Source organism: Bradyrhizobium sp. HKCCYLRH3059, from assembly GCF_051168035.1.
GTDB lineage: Bacteria > Pseudomonadota > Alphaproteobacteria > Rhizobiales > Xanthobacteraceae > Bradyrhizobium.
Genome location: NZ_JBNPUF010000001.1, coordinates 976,701 through 994,639 on the forward strand (window position 1 = coordinate 976,701; position 17,939 = coordinate 994,639).

Sequence of the window (17,939 nt, forward strand, 5' to 3'; positions counted from 1 at the left end):
GGCTCACAGCCGCATCACCGCCTGACGATCGATCTTGCCGGTGCCCGTCTTCGGCAATTCGTCGATGAAGACGATCTCGCGCGGATATTTGTAGGGCAGCAGTTTCGTCTTCACGTAGTCCTGAAGCGCCTTGACGGTCGGGATTTGGTCGGGGGATCCGCCGTTGGTGACCACCACGGCCTTCAGGCTCATGCGACGATCCGGCAGCTCGTGCGCAAACACGGCGCATTCTCTGATATCGGGATGCTCGGCGAGGCAGAGCTCGACCTCGAGCGGATAGACCCATTGGCCGGAGATCTTGACCAGGTCGTCGGCGCGGCCGCGGAAGAAATGGAAGCCGTCGGCATCGCGCACGAAACGGTCGCCGGTGTAGATCCAGCCGCCATCGCGGATCGTCTCCGCGGTCTTGTCCGGACGGTTCCAGTAGAGCGGCGTGTTGGAGTCGCCGCGTACCCAGAGAATGCCCTCTTCGCCGGTGGCGACCTCGCGTCCTTCGCCGTCGCGCAGCGCGATCTCGTAGCCGGGAACGCGCAGTCCGGCGGCGCCGAGCTTCTTGCGGTCCTCGCGGTTCGAGAGATAGACGTGGAGAACCTCGGTCGAGCCGAGACCTTCGACGATCTCCAAGCCGGTCAGGCTCTTCCAACCGTTGAAGACCTCCGCCGAGAGCACCTCGGCCGCGGAAACCGCGAGCCGCAGTGACGAGACGTCGGCCTGCTTCGCACCCTCGGCCTTGGTGAGCGCGGTGTAGAGCGTCGGCAGGCCGAAGAACACGGTCGGTCGGAAGCGGCCGATCGCATCGAAGATGGCGGCGGGTTTCGGCTGGCCGGGCAGCAGCAGCGTCGTCGCTCCGGCCGAGAATGGAAAAGTGATCGCATTGCCGAAGCCGTAGGCGAAGAAGATCTTGGGCACCGAGAAGCAGATGTCGTCCGGCTTGAGCCGCAGCACGTTGCGGGCGAACGCCTGCTCGCTATAGGCCATGTCGTGCTGCAGATGGACGATGCCCTTGGGGCGTCCGGTCGAGCCGGACGAATACATCCAGAATGCCATCTCGTCGCGGTGGGTGTCGGCCTCCGCCAACTGATCGGTGAAGTTGGACAGCCACGCATCGACCGCGACCGTCGTTGCGACGGCGGTGGCCGGCGCCTCGCCATTGACGACGACCAGTGTGCGCAGCGCGGTCTCGGCGCAGGCCTGTGCGTCGAACCGTGCGGCAAACTCGGCGTCGGCGACCGCGATCTTGGCGCCGGAATCAGCGAGATAGAATTGCAGCAGATCCGGCGGCGTCAATGTGTTGATCAGCAGCGGCACGAAGCCGGCGCGCACTGCGCCGAAGAACGCGGCCGGATAGGCCGGTGTATCGTCGAGGAACAGCAGGACCCGGTCGCCGCGGCTGAGCCCGAGCGCGGTGAAGCCGTTGCCCCAACGGCAGGCGTCGGCACACAGCTCGGCATAGCTGCGCTGGCCGGCCGGACCGATCAGCGCAGTCTTGTTGGCGTTGCCCTTGGCGAGGTTGTCGAACAGCACGCGGCTGGCATTGTAGCGGGCGGGAATTGCGAAGCCGATCTCGCGCGCGCCGGCGCTGTCGCGCGGAACCTGGTCGGCGATCTCTCTGGTCATGCGCGCGCTCCCGTGTTCCGAGATGCCTCGTAGCGGGCCATGAACCGCGGAGCCATCGCGCGCAGCCTGGTATCATCGATGCGCCCGGACCGGGTGATGTAGCTGTGGGCAAAATCCAACAGGCCGAGCGTCATGTGAGCCGGGAAGGACTCATACCAGTCGCTGCTGGTCCGGGCCGCCGTCACCAGCTTCTTTACGATCGGCTGGCGCTCGGCCTGATAGCGGGCGAGGCCGTCCGAGAGGCTGGTCTCGGCATCGAGCGCCTTGGCGAGCGCGATCGCGTCCTCGATCGCCAGCCGCGTCCCGGAGCCGATCGAGAAGTGCGCCGTATGCAGCGCGTCGCCGATCAGCACCATGTTCCGGTGCCACCAGTGCTCATTCCAGACCCAAGGGAAATTGCGCCATACCGATCGGTTGGAGACCAGCGCGTGACCGTCGAGCGTGGCGGCGAACACCTGCTCGCAAACGCGCCGGGATTCATCGACCGACATCTCGGCGAAGCCATGGGCGTGCCACGTGGCGCGATCGCATTCGACCAGGAACGTGCTCATGTCCGGCGAATAGCGATAATGGTGCGCGTTGAAGCTGCCGCGGTCGGTCGCGACGAAGGTCTGCGACAGCGTGGCAAAGGTCTTCGACGTGCCGTACCATGCGAACTTGTTGCTGGAGTAGGAGACGGAGAAGCCGAAATCGCCTTCGAAGCTGCGGCGAACCAGCGAGTTCAGCCCGTCGGCAGCGATGATGAGGTCGTAGCCTGCGAGCTGGTCCAGCGACTGGATGGTCGTGCCGTAGCGGGCGACGACGCCGACGCTCTCGGCGCGGGCCTGCAGCAGCTTCAACAGCTCGAGCCGGCCGATCGCGGAAAAGCCGACGCCGTCGATCTCGACAGTCTCGCCGCGCAGATTGAGCGTGATGTTGCGCCAGCTCTCCATGTGCGGCGCGATCGCGTCCACGGTGTCGGGATCGTCGGCGCGCAGGAATTCGAGCGCCTGATCGGAGAACACGACGCCAAAGCCCCAGGTCGCCCCGGCCGGATTCTGCTCGAACAGATCGACCACGGCGGCGGGGTGCCGCTTCTTCCAAAGATAGGCGAAATACAGCCCGCCAGGGCCGCCGCCGAGCACGGCGATGCGCAAGGGCGTCCTCCGAATTGACAGTATACTGTTTATTTTGGATCGGAGACTAATCCCTCATCTCGATCGAGGCCAGGGAAATCTTATTGCTGGAGATCGGGTCGCCGGCCGCAGGTCATTTCGGCGGGCCTCTGCCGAAGATCGCGTCGAGCGCGGCGAAATAGGTGCTTTCGACCAGCTCCGGCGCATGCCGGCCGAGCGCCTCCATCTTCACGCCCGAATTGATCTCGAGCACCTGCCAGCGTCCATCGGCCAGCACGAGGTCGACCGATGCGTAGCGGATGCCGATGACGCCTGCCGCCGCGGTGGCGAGTGCGGCACAAAGGTCCCGCTCCGCGCCTGGTTCGAGCAGCACGGGCTGAGCTCCGAATTCGAGATTGTGCCGCCAGCTCAGCAGGCGCTGCTCGCCGCGCGGCACGACGGCGCGCAAGGCCGACGCGTCGAATTCCGCATCGAGGCGTCGCAGGAGTTGCGCGTGCCCCGTGGCCGGAGTGGCCGCCAGCGCGAGGTCGAGGAGCGGCTGCACGCCGTCGCCGGTCACGATGGGGCGCTGCTTGCGGTAGATGATCAGGGACGCGTCATCGAGCTGCACGACACGAACTTCGTCGACGATGTCCATGAGCGGCGCGATCGCGACATTCGCGCCGGTCTCGAAGATGCTGTTCGCTGCGCGCAGCAGGTCATCCTTCGCCGTGACGCGGACCACCGACCGTCCCGAGGTCCCCTCGTTGGGCTTGACCACCAGCCCGCGCGGATGCGTTTCGAGCAGCGCCAGCGCGGCCTCAGCCGTCTGCCCGGACTGGCCGCCGAGGGCCGGCGCCAGAAAGAATGCGTGTGGAACCGCGGCAATCCCGTCGGCTCTCAGCAGCGCCGAGGTCGCCGCCTTGTCGCAGGCCAGTCTGTGCGCCACCGCACTGTTCAGGCCGAGATCATAGCCGAAGATCAGGTGACGCCGGGTGGCATCCTCGAGCACCAGCAGCCAGCCGTCCTCCCGCACGTCGAGCGCGATGCCTCGTTCGGCGCAGTAGCGGGTGATGGCGGCGAGCTGGGCCTGCGGATGGTTAATCATTGCTCAAGGATTGGGCCAGAGATGCGGAATTAAAGTGCTGGAAAATCGGAATATCGGCAAGTAAATTACCCATATCGTTTGTGTACGAACGAACAGCCGATCGAGGCGAATCCGGACATCAGCCGGCATGCATTTGATCGTGATCAATGGTGCGTCCATGCGGGTTGATTATTCGCTGTTTTCACGTACATCAGGCGCCGAAATCGCTGGATCTATAGGGGTTTTGCGGTCCTGCCTCCGTCACGACTTGTTTCTTCCAACTTCAGCCCACGTGAAAAAACAAACGACATGAGCGCGTTCTATAAAGAGAAAGTTCTTTCCGTTCACCACTGGACGGACACCCTGTTCTCCTTCCGAGCCACCCGCGATGCGGGCTTCCGCTTCCAGAATGGTCAGTTCGCGATGATCGGCCTCGAGGTCGAGGGCCGCCCGCTGCTGCGCGCCTACAGCATGGCCAGCGCCAATCACGAGGAGGAACTCGAGTTCTTCAGCATCAAGGTGCAAGACGGCCCGCTGACCTCCCGGCTGCAGAAGATCAAGGAAGGCGACACCATCCTGGTCGGCCGCAAGGCGACCGGCACGCTGATCCCCGACAACCTGCTGCCCGGCAGCCGGCTTCTGCTGCTGTCGACCGGCACCGGCCTTGCCCCGTTCGCCAGCCTGATCAAGGACCCCGACGTCTACGAGCGGTTCGAGAGCATCGTGCTGGTCCATGGCTGCCGCCAGGTCGCCGAGCTCGCCTATGGCGAGAGCGTCGTCGCCAAGCTGCGCGAGGACGAGTTGTTCGGAGAACTGCTCGACGGCAAGCTGCAGTATTATCCGACCGTCACACGCGAGCCGTTCCGCAACCGTGGCCGCATCACCGACCTGATCTCGTCGCAGCAGCTGTTCAACGATATCGGCCAGCATGAGCTCGATATCGCCAAGGACCGTATCATGATGTGCGGCAGCCCGGCGATGCTGGAGGAGCTCAAGACCATGTTCGAGTCGCGCGGCTTCCTCGAAGGCAGCGGCAACGAGCCGGGCCATTTCGTGATCGAGAAGGCCTTCGTCGAGCGCTGAGCCGTCGCCCCTTCGTCTCCGACTTTTCTGAAAGAGCGCCTCGACGCAATCGGGGCGCTCTTTTCGTTGGCAATATCCTCCTTGCGCGTTTCGAAGCGGCTGTGCGATTTTCGGCAGCAAGACCGGACCTGCAGACGTCCGGCGCGACACAGGGAGGGGACTTGGATTGCCTGAGCGGCGGCCATCCCCGATACAATAAGGGGTACGGCCATGGATTCCATCGTTCGCAGGCAGACGCTCGGTGACCTCCTGCGGCGGAGCGCGGCGCGCACGCCGGGAAAGACGGCCGTGATCTGCGGCGAGGTCAGCTGGACCTACGCCGAGTTCAACGCCATCGTCGACCGCCTCGCGGCCGGCCTCGCCACCCGCGGTGTCGGCAAGGGCGAGCGCGTGGCCATCCTCGCCCGCAATTCGCATGCCTTCGCGGCCTTGCGCTTCGCGCTGGCGCGGCTCGGCGCCGTGCTGGTGCCGATCAACTTCATGCTCAAGCCCGAGGAGGTTGCCTACATCCTCAAGCATGCCGGCGCGCGGCTGCTGGCGACCGACAGCGGCTTTGCCGGCGTGGCCCGCGCCGCCAAGACGCTGGTGCCGGCGGTCGAGCAGATGATCTGGCTGCCGTCGGAAGGTCCGAGCGAGCGGCAAAGCGACATGATCGACTTTGCGGAGCTCGCGGCGTCGACGGCGACGGTGCCTGCCGTCGAGATCGCCGGAAGCGACGTCGCGCAGATCGTCTACACCTCTGGTACGGAGTCGCTGCCGAAGGGCGCCATGCTCACCCATGACGCCGTCATTTGGCAGTATGTGAGCTGTATCGTCGATGCTGGCATCGCCGCCGATGACGTCACCCTGCACGCGCTGCCGCTGTATCATTGCGCGCAGCTCGACGTGTTCTTCGGCCCTTCGATCTATGTCGGCGCGACCAACATCATCACGGCGTTTCCGACGCCCGACAATCTGCTGCCGCTGATCGCGAAATATCGGATCACATCGTTCTTCGCGCCGCCCACCGTCTGGATCTCGATCCTGCGCTCGCCGCTGTTCGAGACCACCGACGTATCCACTTTGCGCAAGGGCTATTACGGCGCCTCGATCATGCCGGTCGAGGTGCTGCGCGAGCTGGCGCAGCGGCTGCCCAAGGTGCGGCTGTGGAATCTCTACGGCCAGACCGAGATCGCTCCGCTGGCGACGATGCTCGGACCCGAGGATCAACTGCGCAAGCCGGGCTCTTGCGGCCGCGCCGTGCTCAACGTCGAGACGCGGGTCGTCGATGACGACATGAATGATGTCGCACCAGGCGAGGTCGGCGAGGTCGTGCACCGCTCGCCGCATCTGATGCTCGGCTACTTCCACGACGACGAGCGCACCGCCGCCGCCTTCCAGGGCGACTGGTTTCACTCCGGCGATCTCGCGACCATCGACGGGGAAGGCTACATCACCATCGTCGATCGCAAGAAGGACATGATCAAGACCGGCGGTGAGAACGTCGCCAGCCGCGAGGTCGAGGAGGCGCTCTATCTGATCCCGGAAGTGTCGGAGGTCGCCGTCGTCGGCCTGCCGCATCCGCGCTGGGTCGAGGCCGTTGTGGCGATGGTCGTGGTCAAGTCCGGCTGTGAGCTGACCGAGGCGGCCGTGCTCGAGCAGGCTTCGGCCAGGCTGGCCTCGTTCAAGACGCCGAAGCGGATCGTGTTCGTCGATGCGCTGCCCAAGAACCCCAGCGGCAAGCTGCTGAAGCGGCAGTTGCGCGAGACGCATTCGGGGCTGTTTGCGCAGGGGTAAGCGGCTGCCGTCGTCGAGCAACGCGTAGCGGCGCCGGGAGTCCCGGAGGCCGGCCCGGCGCTGCGGCTCGATCCCGCAGCGCGGCAGTCGATAGAAGGCGGCTATCGACGTTGTGATATGATCGATGGCCGATTGCGCGCGCTTGTGTAACGATTGCTTCGCGATATCAGTAGTATCGTGATCATCGATCTTCCACGAGCCGCCCCGAGGCCTTCCATGGATACGCTGCTGCTCCCGTTTTCGCCGCGCTTCATCGTGCTGACGATCTGCGCCACGGCGACCGCTTTGCTGCTGATCCTCGGCATCTACGACCGCAAGATCTTCGATCTCGTCCTGATCCCGCTGTTGATCTTCGGCGCGCTCACCCTGCTCGGCGTGCGCGACCTCATGCAGAAGAGCCACGCGGTGCTGCGCAACTACCCGATCGCGGCACACCTGCGTTTCCTGCTCGAGGAGATGCGGCCTGAGATGCGGCAGTATTTCTTCGAGAGCGAGAAGGACGGCATGCCGTTCTCGCGCGACACCCGTGCGGTGGTCTATCAGCGCGCCAAGATGGTGCTCGACAAGCGCCCGTTCGGCACCCAGGAAGACGTCTACCGCGAGGGCTATGAATGGATGCACCATTCGATGTCGCCCAAGCCGCGTGCGGAGGAAAAATACCGCATCACCATCGGCGGCCCCGACTGCGCAAAACCCTATTCCGCCTCGGTGTTCAACATCTCGGCGATGAGCTTTGGCGCCCTGAGCCCGAATGCGGTGCGCGCACTCAATGGTGGCGCCAAGCGCGGCGGCTTCGCGCACGACACCGGCGAGGGCGGCTTCAGCCCGTACCATGCCGAGATGGGCGGCGACATCATCTGGGAGATCGGATCCGGCTATTTCGGCTGCCGCCGCCATGACGGCACGTTCGACCCCGACGCGTTCGCGCGGGTCGCAGCCGCCGAGCAGATCAAGATGGTCGAGCTCAAGATCAGCCAGGGCGCCAAGCCCGGCCACGGCGGCGTGCTGCCGGCGGCGAAGGTGTCCGAGGAGATCTCCAAGATCCGCGGCGTCGCGATGGGCGAGGACTGCATCTCGCCGGCGGCGCACCGCGCGTTCTCGACGCCAATCGGGATGATGCAGTTCATCGGCGAGATGCGGCGGCTGTCGGGCGGCAAGCCGGCCGGCTTCAAGCTGTGCATTGGCCATCCCTGGGAGTTCCTTGCGATCTGCAAGGCGATGCTGGAGACCGGCATCTATCCCGACTTCATCGTGGTCGACGGCAATGAGGGCGGCACCGGCGCGGCGCCGCTGGAGTTCATGGACCACCTCGGCATGCCGATGCGCGAGGGCGTCAATTTCGTGCACAATGCGCTGGTCGGGCTGAACGTCCGCGATCGTATCAAGATCGGCGCCTCCGGCAAGATCGCCACCGCCTTCGACATGGCGCGCGCGATGTCGATCGGCGCCGACTGGTGCAACTCGGCGCGCGGCTTCATGTTCGCGCTCGGCTGCATCCAGTCCTTGAGCTGCCACACCGACCGCTGCCCGACGGGCGTCGCGACGCAGGATCCGACGCGCGCCCGCGCGCTGGTCGTGCCGCACAAGCTCGACCGCGTCTACAACTATCATCACGCGACCCTGCATGCGCTGGCCGAGCTGCTCGCCGCCGCCGGCCTCGAGCATCCGCAGGATCTGCGGCCCATCCACTTCTCACAGCGGACGTCGACCACCGATGTCTCCTCCTTTGCCAAGCTGTATCCATCGCTGCGGCCGGGCGAACTGCTCGAGGGCACCCAGGACGTCCGCTTCCGCGACGCCTGGGCGATGGCGCGAGCCGATACGTTTGCGGCGGTGCAGTGAAACGCCTTGCGTGATCGTTCTTGGGAACTTTCCGGCTCCAATTCCATCTAAGCCACGTGTACTCAGCTTGGATGATCGACAATGCCTTGGACCACAGCGACCACGGTCTCCGCGGCGACGAGCGGCGAGGATGACCTGATCCGACGGGCGAAAGCCCGCGACGAGGCGGCCATTCGGGCCATCCTGCAGGCCAACAACCGCCGCCTGTTCCGGATCGCCCGCGGCATCCTGCGCAACGACAGCGAGGCGGAGGACGTCGTGCAGGAAACCTATGTCCGGGCACTCACCCACCTGGACGCGTTTCGCGGCCAGTCCAGCCTGTCGACGTGGCTGGTTCGCATCGCGATGAACGAGGCGATGGGGCGGCTGCGCGGGCGGCGACCGGCACTGCAACTGGATGCGGAGCGAGAGAACAAGCCTCGGGCCGAGGTGATCCAATTTCCCGCCACGTCGAGCGATCCGGAGAAGTCGGTGGCACAGCGCCAGATCCAGGCCGTCGTCGAGCGGGCGATCGATGACCTGTCCGAGCCGTTTCGCCTGGTGTTCATCGCCCGCGTGATCGAGGAGATGAGCATCGACGAGACGGCGGACTTGCTCGGATTGAAGCCCGAGACCGTGAAGACGCGCCTGCATCGCGCCCGCGGCATGTTGCGCGAGAACGTCGAAAAAGAGATCGGTCCCGTCCTTCTGGACGCGTTTCCCTTCGCCGGCCCGCGTTGCGAGCGGCTGACCGAGGCCGTGCTCGATCGTCTTCGACGTCCGACCTGAAGATTCCCGGGAACGTCGGCTCCCGCTTTTCATCCAATCCCTGTGCAGTCATTCACCCGCCGGCCACGAGGTCCGGCGGCACAGGAGATCAGAACCATGTTCAAGCATATCGGTACGATCGCCCTCGCGCTCTGCCTCACGAGCAGCGTCGCCCTGTCGCAGGGCGCCAAGCTCAGCGATCCGCAGATCGCGCATATCGCTTACACCGCCGGCGAAATCGACATCAAGGCGGCGAAGCAGGCCTTGGACAAGTCCGGCAGCAAGGAGGTCAAGGAGTTCGCGCAAGGCATGGTGCGGGACCACGAGGCGGTCAACAAGCAGGCCCTCGCCCTGGTCAAGAAGCTGAAAGTGACGCCGGAAGACAACGACACCAGCCGCGCGCTGTCGAAGCAGGCGAGCGAGAAGCTCGACGAGCTCAGCAAGCTCAAGGGCGCGGCATTCGACAAGGCCTATATCGCCAACGAGGTCGCCTACCACAAGACGGTGAACGGCGCGCTGGAGACGCAGCTCATTCCGTCCGCAACCAACGCCGAGCTGAAGGAGTTGCTGCAGACCGGCTTGAAGCTCTTCCAGGGCCACGAGCAGCACGCCGAGCATGTCGCGGCGGATCTGAAGTAGGACGATCCGATGCTGTCAGGACGCATCACTCTCGTGAGTGTGGTTGTGCTCGCCGCCATGAGCGTTCCGGCGCGCGCTGCCACGATCCGGATCTTGGTGGACAAGCTCGAATTCTCGCCGGCCGCGGCTTCGGCCAAGGTCGGCGATACCGTCGAATGGGTCAACAAGGATGCGCTGGCTCATACGGCCACGGCGCGGGATGGCGCCTTCGATGTCACTTTGCCGCCGAGCAAGACGGTGAGCTCGGTCCTCAAGAAGGCGGGCACGGTCGACTACTACTGCCGCTTTCATCCCAACATGAAGGCGACACTGACCATCGCGCCGTGACGCCGTTGGCCTCAATGCGGGTTCTCCAGGCTGAAGGTCTCGGACTGCTCGTCATAGGCGAACAGCTCGGCATAGCGGCCCCATGACACGATGGTGTGCAAGGTCTCGTCGGCGTAGTGCTCGGACATGTAGTCCTCGAGCTCGATGCGGAAGCGCGCAGCCGGGGCGGCGTGCGAGGGGCGGTCGTCGAGCACGCGGCGGATCAGCCCCATCAGCGGCACGTTCTCCATCAAATGCTTCGCGAACAGCTTCTTGCGCTCGTCGGTCTCCTGATGGGCGAACCGCCGTCCGTCCTCGGTCAAGGTCAGGTCGCCTTCACTGAGCTGGGCGAAGCGCAAGAGCTGCAGCGCCTCGGCCAGCGGAAAGATCTCGTCGACCTCGAGCTGCAGATGGCCCGCCAGCACCGGCAGGTCGGCATGCCCATTATAGGGTTCGCCGGCTAGCGTCTCGATCAGGCCGGAGATCGAGTTCGACGACACGTGGTTGAGCACCATGCCGACGCCGGCGCTGGCGGTGCTCGGCAGCTTCGGCTCGGGCCGCTGCGTCATGCGGGCATAGAGACTGTCGACGAGCTGGCGGAACGCGGGATCGAGCCGGTTGCGCGGATGCGGCAGGTCGATCCTGAACTCGGCGGCGACGCGGCCGGGATTGGACGAGAACACCAGGACGCGGTCGCACATCAGCACCGCTTCCTCGATGTTGTGCGTCACCATCAGCACCGACTTGATCGGCAGCCGGCCGTCGGTCCAGAGATCGACGAGGTCGGTGCGCAGCGTCTCGGCGGTGAGCACGTCGAGCGCCGAGAACGGTTCATCCATCAGCAGGAGGTCAGGATGCACGACGAGCGCGCGGGCGAAGCCGACGCGCTGGCGCATGCCGCCGGACAGCTCCTTCGGAAAAGCCGATTCGAAACCGTCGAGACCTATCAGGTCGATCGCGGCCAGCGCGCGTTTGCGCCGCTCGGCACTGTCGACACCGAGCGCCTCCAGGCCGAGTTCGACGTTTTGCAGCACGGTGAGCCAGGGAAACAGCGCGAACGACTGGAACACCATGGCGACGCCAACAGGGGGGCCGGCGATGATCTCGCCGCGGCATCGTGCTTCGCCTGAGGATGGCGACACCAGGCCGGCGATGATCCGCAGCAGGGTCGACTTGCCCGAGCCGGAGCGTCCGAGCAGGCCGACGATTTCGCCGGCTCGGATCGTGAGGTCGACCTTCTCCAGCACGACGAGATCCTCGCCGCTGCCCTTCGGGAAGAGCCGGCTGACGCTCTTGATCTCGATCAGCGATGTGTCCTTGACCTGGTCGCGCATGATGATCTCTCCCGGTCAGCCGAGCCGCAGCCGGCGCTCGCCGAAGGCATAGAGCGGCCGCCACAGCAGCCGGTTGAACAGAGTGACGAGGATGCACATCACGGCAATGCCGAGTACCACGCGCGGAAAGTCGCCGCGCTCCGTCGCCGCGGCGATGTAGGCGCCGAGCCCCGACGCCGTCAGATGCGTGTCGCCCCAGCTCGCGACCTCGGCGACGATCGCCGCGTTCCATGAGCCGCCCGAGGCGGTGATGGCGCCGGTGATGTAATAGGGGAAAATTCCGGGCAGCACGACCTTGAACCACCAGCGCCAGCCGGTCAGGTGCAGGCTCGCGGCCGCCTCGCGCAGGTCGGTCGGGAAGGCGCTGGCACCGGCGATGACGTTGAATAGGATGTACCATTGCGTGCCCAGGATCATCAGCGGGCTCAGCCAGACATTGGCGTCGAGGCGAAAGCGCACGATCAGCACGACGAACACCGGGAAGGCGAGGTTGGCCGGGAAGGCGGCGAGGAACTGCGCCAGCGGCTGGATGCGCTCAGCGAGCTTGGGCCGCAGCCCGATCCAGACGCCGACGGGGACCCAGATCAGCGACGCCAGCCCGATCAGCACCACCACGCGGATCAGCGTGATCAGGCCATAGCCGATGGCGGAGAGGACATCGGCGGGCGCCAGCGTGGCCGAGAGGTAGAGATACGTCTTCCAGCCGGCATAGGCGCAACCGAGAACGACGACGGCGAGCCAGAGGCCGTCGACGAGCTGCGACGGTGGCGCGTGCCGCGCCGGGCCGCTCCAGGTTTTAGGCCAGTTGATCCGCAGGTTCGAGACGGCGCGATTGACCGCGGCGAACGGGACGGACAGCGAGCGCAGCGCGCGGGTGCGCCGGAACAGGTCGAGCATCCACGAGCTCGGCGGATTGCCCGAGGCGGTCTGCTCGAAGCGGAATTTGTCGGCCCAGGCCACGATCGGACGGAACAGCAGCTGATCGTAGGCGGTGATGACCAGCAGCATGGTCAGCAGCGCGGCGCCGATCGCGGCGAGATCCTTCTGCTGAATTGCCAGCGCGACGTAGGAGCCGATGCCGGGCAGGGTGACGGTGGTGTTGCCGACCGTGATCGCCTCGGAGGCCACGACGAAGAACCATCCGCCGGACATCGACATCATCGCATTCCAGATCAGGCCGGGCATCGCATAGGGGACGTCGAGCCGCCAGAAGCGCTGCCAGCCGGAGAGGTGGAAGCTGCGCGTCGCCTCCTCCAGATCCTTCGGCACGTTGCGCATCGACTGGTACATGCTGAAGGTCATGTTCCAGGCCTGGCTGGTGAAGATCGCGAACACGCAGGCGAGCTCGGCGCCGAGCACCTTGCCGGGGAGCAGGTTCATGAAGAACACGACGGTGAAGGTGAGGAAGCCGAGGATCGGCACCGACTGCAGGATGTCGAGCAGCGGGATCAGCACGATCTCGGCGCGCCGGCTCTTGGCCGCCAGCGCGGCGTAGACGAAGGTGAACACGAGCGAGCACGCGATCGCGAGCAGCATGCGCAAGGTCGTGCGCAGCGCGTAGAGCGGAAGGTTGGCCGGATCGAGCGACACCGGGGCGGTATCCAGCGCCGACAGCGGCTGGGTGGTCTGCTCGCCGCCATAGACGATCAGCACCATCGCGCCCACCACGATCACCAGCGCGACCACGTCCCAGATGTTGGGACGGACGGCGTCGCGCAGCACTGTGGTCCGGAGCTCCTGAAGCATCATCGGCGTGTCTCGTCTCGTCGTCCGCAGCCATCGGCGGTGGCTGCGGACGGTGCTTGTCATGGCGTATGGGCTGGTTCGCGCCGGCTGGGGCTGCCGACCGAATCCGTACCCTAAGTGCCCTGTGTGATGGTTTGATATCAAGCGGCGGCGGCCGGGATCCGGTACCACATGTCGGCCTATCAAAGGATACGCAGGCCGCGTCTTCACGTTCCCGCGACATCGGCTGTCCGGGGTATGCCTGATCGCGCGCCACTCGCTCGATCTGCGCCTCCGCCGCGTGCGAGGGAGGTCGCATCGCATGGCAGATGCGAAGCGGGTGCGAGAATGCTCCGGCGGGGCGCACTGTCGTTGCGGCGACAGCACGGGTTCAGCTACCCCACATTCGGCTCGCCGCCCTCCGGCGCGAGCCTGGTCGCCAGGATCTTGTCGATGCGGCGGCCGTCGAGGTCGATGATCTCGAAGCGCCACCCCTGCAGCTCGAAGCTCTGGCCGACCTCGGGCACGCTGCCGAAGTGCTGCAGCACCAGGCCGGCGACGGTGTGATAGCCGCGATGTGGCGGCACCTCGATGGCGAGGACGTCGGCGAACTCGTCGAGCGGCATCCAGCCGGAGACCAGCAGCGAGCCGTCGTCGCGGCGGACGCAGGCGGGCTCGGGGGGACCCTGCTCGGACGAGAATGCGCCGACGATCGACTCCAGAATATCCGCCGCGGTCACGACGCCTTCGAACGCGCCGTATTCGTCGTGGACCAGCCCCATATGCACGGGCGCTACCTTGAGGATCGCGATCACGTCGCGCGCATCGACGGTGGAGGGAATGATCGGCACCTCGCGCACGAGGTTGCGCAGGTCCGGCGTCTCGTCGCGCAGATAGGCCGCCAGCAGGTCCTTGGCCTGGAGCACGCCGATCGGACGGTCGCGCTCGCCGTCCGACACCGGCAGGCGCGAATGCGGGCTCCTGGCGAGCAGCTCGCGAATGGTCTTGGGATCGTCGTTGAGGTCGACGACGTCGACCTCGGGACGCGGCGTCATGATGGCGCCGACCGGGCGGTCGCCGAGCCGCATCACGCCCGCGATCATCTCCTTCTCGCCCGGCTCGAGCACGCCGGCAGTCTCGGCCTCGCGCACCAGATGATGGATCTCCGCCTCCGAGACCTTCTCCTCGGCCTCGCCGGAACGGCCGAGCAGCGTCAGGATCAGCTTGCCGGAAAGGTCGAGCAGGACCACCAGCGGCAGCGACACCTTGGCGAGCACCTGCATGGCCGGCGCGACGCGGACGGCAATCGCCTCGGGATCACGCAGCGCGAGCTGCTTCGGCACCAGCTCGCCGACGATCAGCGTGGCATAGGTGATGATGGTGACGACCAGGCCGACGCCGACGATGTCGGCGACGGAAGCCGACAGGCCGAGCTCCAGCAGCGATTGCGTCAGGCGCTGGCCGAGCGTGGCGCCCGAGAACGCGCCGGAGAGCACGCCTACCAGGGTGATGCCGATCTGCACCGTCGACAGGAACCGCCCCGGGTCGGACGCCAGCGTCAGCGCCCGCCGCGCGCCGGACACGCCTTTCTCGGCCAGCATGGCCAGCCGGGCCGGCCGCGACGAGACGATCGCGAGTTCGGACATCGACAACAGCCCGTTGACGACGATGAGGACGACGATGATGGCGAGTTCGACTGAGAGCATTTCGACCTGTGAGCGCCCGAAGGGGCGGGGAATGGAGACAGGTCCTAGCATATGGGGATGGCAAGCGCCCAATGCCGCATTGCGGTAAGCGCATGGGGGACTGCACCCTGGCGGCAGGTCAGCTTGGCGCACCGACGGGCGCATCATCCTCCGCTGTCGTCCCGGCCTTGAGCCCGGACGACACCCATTCTTGGCGCGAATTGTGGCTCTCATCGGCGCTCGACTGCAGGCCTCGACGGCGGCGCAGCCTGTCGCCCTCAGAAATCTCCGTGCAACCGCCCGGAGAAGATCGACACCGGGCCGCGGTCGGCGTTGTAGGCGGGGTTGTTGACGAACTGGTAGTCCGCCGTGAAGGTCAGGTATTTGTTGATCGAGTAGGCGTAGTAGGCCTCGATGATGTTCTCGCGCCGATAGTTCAGCGCACCATCGCCGATCAGCGGGCCGAGGCCGCCGGCGGCGAGGAAGGCGCGGTGGTCGCGCGACAGCCCGTTGGTCACGCCGGCGAGGCCGATCGTATCATCGGGACGGCCCCAGCGCGTGCCCTTGATCGAGGTGCCGAACGACAGGCTGTTGTCGATGTCGGTGAAGGCCATGATCTCGGTCTTGCCGTCGTTCCAGCTCCAGCGGCCGAACAGGCCGAGCTCGTCTGACAGCGCCTGGTCGAAAGAGACGACGTAGCCGTATTTGGGGCGGCCGCGGCGGGTCTGGGTGATGTCGGCATTGAGCGCGGGATTGTCCAGCGTCTCGCGGTAGCTGCCGGAGAAGGTGTTGTTGAAGAAGCCGATGGTGCGCAGGTGGCCCGGCTGCGAGAACAGCTGATAGCGCGTCTCCAGCTCGACGACATAGCTGCCGCGCCTGAACACGTTCGTGTCGAAATTGTTGGAGTTCGAGGTGGCGTCGACCAGGAAATAGCCGGCGCGCAGCGCCCAGTTCCTCTGGTTCAGCTCGGCGGTGGCGCCATAGGTCAGGCCGAGCTTGTCGGCGGCGTAGTCGAAGGCGCCGGGCGCCCAGATCGACCAGTTCATGAAGTCCTTGCGCGCATCCTTGGCGTAGGCGTTGCCGTCGAACACGTCGAGCACCGGAAATTTGCCGATCTGCACCGTGAGACGCGAGATGTCCTGCTTGCCGGACAGCTGCAGCTGGCCGCTGCCGAGCTGCTCCTGCTCGCCGCCGAAGCCGAAGGTCTGGCGCAGGAACAGCCGCGAGGTGTTGTAGTGCGGATAGGGGAAGTCGGACTTCTGCGCTTCGCCATTGGGGAAGCCGCCGAGTCCGACGGTGTTGCTGAGGCCGAAGCCCTGCAGCAGCTCGGGATTGTAGTAGACCTCGCCGCCGTCCCACAGCCGCGCGTTGATGTACAGGCTGTTGCTCCAGGTCTCCTGGAATTGGCGCGCGGGTGTCAGGCTGTTGGCGCCGGTGTAGGCGGCGCGGAACGCCGGATAGCCCTGGCCGATCACGGTCGCCTGGCCGTGGATCTCCCAGCGGTCGGATTCGGGATCGGACGGATCGCTCTTGAGCTTCAGGTCGGGACCGCTGGCGAAGTCGAGCTTCCGGTTGAGCCCGACCCGCAGGGTCTGGAAGTCAAGTTGCGAATTGTAGCTGGCGCCGTTGGAGAAGCGGACGCCACCGTTCTCGAAATGGCTGTAGAGATATTCGAGGCGCCAGCTCCAATGCGGCGCAAAGCTGCGTTCGATGCCGGCGCCGGCGGCCCAGCCGAGCCGCGTCGTCAGCAGTTTCTCGGTGTCGCCGGCTGCATTGGTGTTGATGAAGCGGCCGCCGGTCCAGGCAAGTCCGCCGGTGGCATAGACCAGCCAGTCGCCCCTGATGTAGCCGACGCGGCCGCGGGCGGTGGCGACATAGTCCCACAGCTCCGAGACGTTCGAGCCGGGCGTGCCGAGCATCGCGACGGTGTGGTTGGAGGTGAGATAGTTCGGAAAGCTGAAATCGCCCTCGAGCCCGAGCAAGAGCCCGGAGCGGGTGACCCAGTTGTAGCCCGCCTGAACGCCGCCAGTGAGACCGCTGAAAGGGCTGCCGGTGCTGACCGTGCCGCTCGGGTCCGTCAGGGTCGCCCGGCCGTGGTCACGTGTATAGCCGGCATGGACGCCGACATAGAGGCCGGTCCAGTCGAACACCGTCTGCGCCATCCGGGCCTTGACCGGCAGGTCGGCGGCAGCGGCGGGGGCAGCGAGCGCGGCGATCATGGCGCCGGCCGCGATCACTTCCCGGGTGCAGTTCGAACGGATCATGGCGGCGGATTCCCAAGGCAAGGCAAACGACACAGGCAACGTCACAACTGATTGCCCGCGCACAGTCACGAGAAGATTACGGAGTCGTCGATGTTTGATCGGAAGTGTGGATGACACGCGGCAATTCAGGGATGATTTATATTGCGATTAATTCGCAAGAGCAAGCGTGGGGCGATCTGACCCGGTTTCTGATCGAGGGTGTTGCGCCCACGCAACAATCGGCCCGCCCGGGCGGCCGGGCGGGCTGTCGAGATCGCAGATCGGGGCAGGTAGACGCCCGGCCTTGGCGAATTTGGCGAGGCGAGCCTTGGCCGCGGCTGGGCGGGGCGCGACGAAAGCCCAGCATCAATAGCCGCAGGCCCTGACCCGGCCGACATACTGGCCGTAGACGTTGTACTGCGGCACCCAGCGGCAGTACCGATAGCCACCGCCATAGTAGTAGCCGTCGTTGCTGGCGGCGATGGCGCTGCCGACGACGGCGGCGCCGACGAGGCCGGCACCGACGCCCCAGCCCCAATGGTGATGATGGAAGCCGTTGGCCGCGGCAGGCGTCGACGTTGCGGCGATGCTGCCGGTCACGGCGAGAGCGGTCAGCGCGAGGGCGGCAATCTTGGTCTTGATCGACATGGTGAAGGCTCCTGTTTGTTGTTGCGGCGGCCGGCGTCGGCCGCTTGCCAAATTGGACGGAGCCTTTTCGAAACCGGTTCGAATCGCCTGATCGCGATCGACGCCGTTCGAAG

14 protein-coding genes are annotated in these 17,939 nt (G+C 65.7%); 6 read left to right on the forward strand and 8 right to left on the reverse strand.

The genetic code is table 11. The annotated features are described in order from the left end of the window. Positions 1 to 3: 3 nt before the first annotated feature. The 3 genes from ACQR13_RS04490 to ACQR13_RS04500 form a co-directional block, all read right to left on the reverse strand. Positions 4 to 1,617, reverse strand: a complete 1,614-nt coding sequence (locus ACQR13_RS04490) for a benzoate-CoA ligase family protein (RefSeq protein WP_316203041.1) — start codon at positions 1,615 to 1,617, stop codon at positions 4 to 6. Then, positions 1,614 to 2,753: an FAD-dependent monooxygenase gene (locus ACQR13_RS04495; protein ID WP_434862609.1), complete on the reverse strand. Its 1,140-nt coding sequence runs from the start codon at positions 2,751 to 2,753 to the stop codon at positions 1,614 to 1,616. Before ACQR13_RS04495 ends, ACQR13_RS04490 begins: the two co-directional genes overlap by 4 nt. 112 nt (positions 2,754 to 2,865) lie before the next feature. Then, on the reverse strand, positions 2,866 to 3,819 hold the full coding sequence (locus ACQR13_RS04500; protein WP_316195474.1) for an ATP-grasp domain-containing protein: 954 nt from the start codon (positions 3,817 to 3,819) through the stop codon (positions 2,866 to 2,868). Between the two features lie 288 nt (positions 3,820 to 4,107). Between ACQR13_RS04500 and ACQR13_RS04505 the strand changes: the two genes are divergently transcribed. The 6 genes from ACQR13_RS04505 to ACQR13_RS04530 all read left to right on the forward strand — a co-directional run bounded on the left by ACQR13_RS04505 (position 4,108) and on the right by ACQR13_RS04530 (position 10,212). Next, positions 4,108 to 4,881, forward strand: coding sequence for a ferredoxin--NADP reductase (locus ACQR13_RS04505; protein ID WP_315715287.1), 774 nt, complete (start codon positions 4,108 to 4,110; stop codon positions 4,879 to 4,881). A 210-nt stretch (positions 4,882 to 5,091) separates the two neighbouring features. After that, positions 5,092 to 6,657, forward strand: a complete 1,566-nt coding sequence (locus tag ACQR13_RS04510) for an acyl-CoA synthetase (RefSeq protein WP_315752268.1) — start codon at positions 5,092 to 5,094, stop codon at positions 6,655 to 6,657. 216 nt (positions 6,658 to 6,873) lie between these two features. Continuing rightward, complete coding sequence (locus ACQR13_RS04515; RefSeq protein ID WP_315752267.1) at positions 6,874 to 8,499, forward strand: FMN-binding glutamate synthase family protein; 1,626 nt, start codon at positions 6,874 to 6,876, stop codon at positions 8,497 to 8,499. Positions 8,500 to 8,580: 81 nt separating this feature from the next. Further along, a complete protein-coding gene (locus ACQR13_RS04520; RefSeq protein WP_315752266.1) occupies positions 8,581 to 9,267 on the forward strand; it encodes an RNA polymerase sigma factor in 687 nt (228 codons plus the stop codon). Positions 9,268 to 9,363: 96 nt separating this feature from the next. Continuing rightward, on the forward strand, positions 9,364 to 9,885 hold the full coding sequence (locus tag ACQR13_RS04525; protein ID WP_315752265.1) for a DUF4142 domain-containing protein: 522 nt from the start codon (positions 9,364 to 9,366) through the stop codon (positions 9,883 to 9,885). Between the two features lie 9 nt (positions 9,886 to 9,894). Further along, a complete protein-coding gene (locus ACQR13_RS04530) occupies positions 9,895 to 10,212 on the forward strand; it encodes a cupredoxin domain-containing protein (protein ID WP_315715292.1) in 318 nt (105 codons plus the stop codon). A gap of 11 nt (positions 10,213 to 10,223) precedes the next feature. Here the strand turns inward: ACQR13_RS04530 and ACQR13_RS04535 are convergent, their stop codons facing one another. The 5 genes from ACQR13_RS04535 to ACQR13_RS04555 all read right to left on the reverse strand — a co-directional run bounded on the left by ACQR13_RS04535 (position 10,224) and on the right by ACQR13_RS04555 (position 17,826). After that, the gene (locus tag ACQR13_RS04535; RefSeq protein WP_315752264.1) at positions 10,224 to 11,525 is read right to left on the reverse strand and encodes an ABC transporter ATP-binding protein; all 1,302 of its coding nucleotides are present in this window, start codon (positions 11,523 to 11,525) and stop codon (positions 10,224 to 10,226) included. A 15-nt stretch (positions 11,526 to 11,540) separates the two neighbouring features. Then, the gene (locus ACQR13_RS04540; protein WP_315752263.1) at positions 11,541 to 13,274 is read right to left on the reverse strand and encodes an ABC transporter permease; all 1,734 of its coding nucleotides are present in this window, start codon (positions 13,272 to 13,274) and stop codon (positions 11,541 to 11,543) included. A 371-nt stretch (positions 13,275 to 13,645) separates the two neighbouring features. After that, positions 13,646 to 14,956, reverse strand: coding sequence for a hemolysin family protein (locus ACQR13_RS04545; RefSeq protein ID WP_316170956.1), 1,311 nt, complete (start codon positions 14,954 to 14,956; stop codon positions 13,646 to 13,648). A gap of 257 nt (positions 14,957 to 15,213) precedes the next feature. Next, entirely contained in the window at positions 15,214 to 17,199 is a 1,986-nt protein-coding gene (locus ACQR13_RS04550) for a carbohydrate porin (protein ID WP_315825484.1), read from the reverse strand. 345 nt (positions 17,200 to 17,544) lie between these two features. Next, positions 17,545 to 17,826: a hypothetical protein gene (locus ACQR13_RS04555; protein WP_315752260.1), complete on the reverse strand. Its 282-nt coding sequence runs from the start codon at positions 17,824 to 17,826 to the stop codon at positions 17,545 to 17,547. Between the last annotated feature and the right edge of the window lie 113 nt (positions 17,827 to 17,939).

Excerpts from the sequence above, each read along its gene's own strand:
- ACQR13_RS04490 (WP_316203041.1), bottom strand. The coding sequence starts at position 1,617 with ATGACCAGAGAGATCGCCGACCAGGTTCCGCGCGACAGCGCCGGCGCG.
- ACQR13_RS04500 (WP_316195474.1), bottom strand. The coding sequence starts at position 3,819 with ATGATTAACCATCCGCAGGCCCAGCTCGCCGCCATCACCCGCTACTGC.
- ACQR13_RS04505 (WP_315715287.1), top strand. The coding sequence starts at position 4,108 with ATGAGCGCGTTCTATAAAGAGAAAGTTCTTTCCGTTCACCACTGGACG.
- ACQR13_RS04510 (WP_315752268.1), top strand. The coding sequence starts at position 5,092 with ATGGATTCCATCGTTCGCAGGCAGACGCTCGGTGACCTCCTGCGGCGG.
- ACQR13_RS04515 (WP_315752267.1), top strand. The coding sequence starts at position 6,874 with ATGGATACGCTGCTGCTCCCGTTTTCGCCGCGCTTCATCGTGCTGACG.
- ACQR13_RS04520 (WP_315752266.1), top strand. The coding sequence starts at position 8,581 with ATGCCTTGGACCACAGCGACCACGGTCTCCGCGGCGACGAGCGGCGAG.
- ACQR13_RS04525 (WP_315752265.1), top strand. The coding sequence starts at position 9,364 with ATGTTCAAGCATATCGGTACGATCGCCCTCGCGCTCTGCCTCACGAGC.
- ACQR13_RS04530 (WP_315715292.1), top strand. The coding sequence starts at position 9,895 with ATGCTGTCAGGACGCATCACTCTCGTGAGTGTGGTTGTGCTCGCCGCC.
- ACQR13_RS04535 (WP_315752264.1), bottom strand. The coding sequence starts at position 11,525 with ATGCGCGACCAGGTCAAGGACACATCGCTGATCGAGATCAAGAGCGTC.
- ACQR13_RS04540 (WP_315752263.1), bottom strand. The coding sequence starts at position 13,274 with ATGATGCTTCAGGAGCTCCGGACCACAGTGCTGCGCGACGCCGTCCGT.
- ACQR13_RS04545 (WP_316170956.1), bottom strand. The coding sequence starts at position 14,956 with ATGCTCTCAGTCGAACTCGCCATCATCGTCGTCCTCATCGTCGTCAAC.
- ACQR13_RS04550 (WP_315825484.1), bottom strand. The coding sequence starts at position 17,199 with ATGATCCGTTCGAACTGCACCCGGGAAGTGATCGCGGCCGGCGCCATG.
- ACQR13_RS04555 (WP_315752260.1), bottom strand. The coding sequence starts at position 17,826 with ATGTCGATCAAGACCAAGATTGCCGCCCTCGCGCTGACCGCTCTCGCC.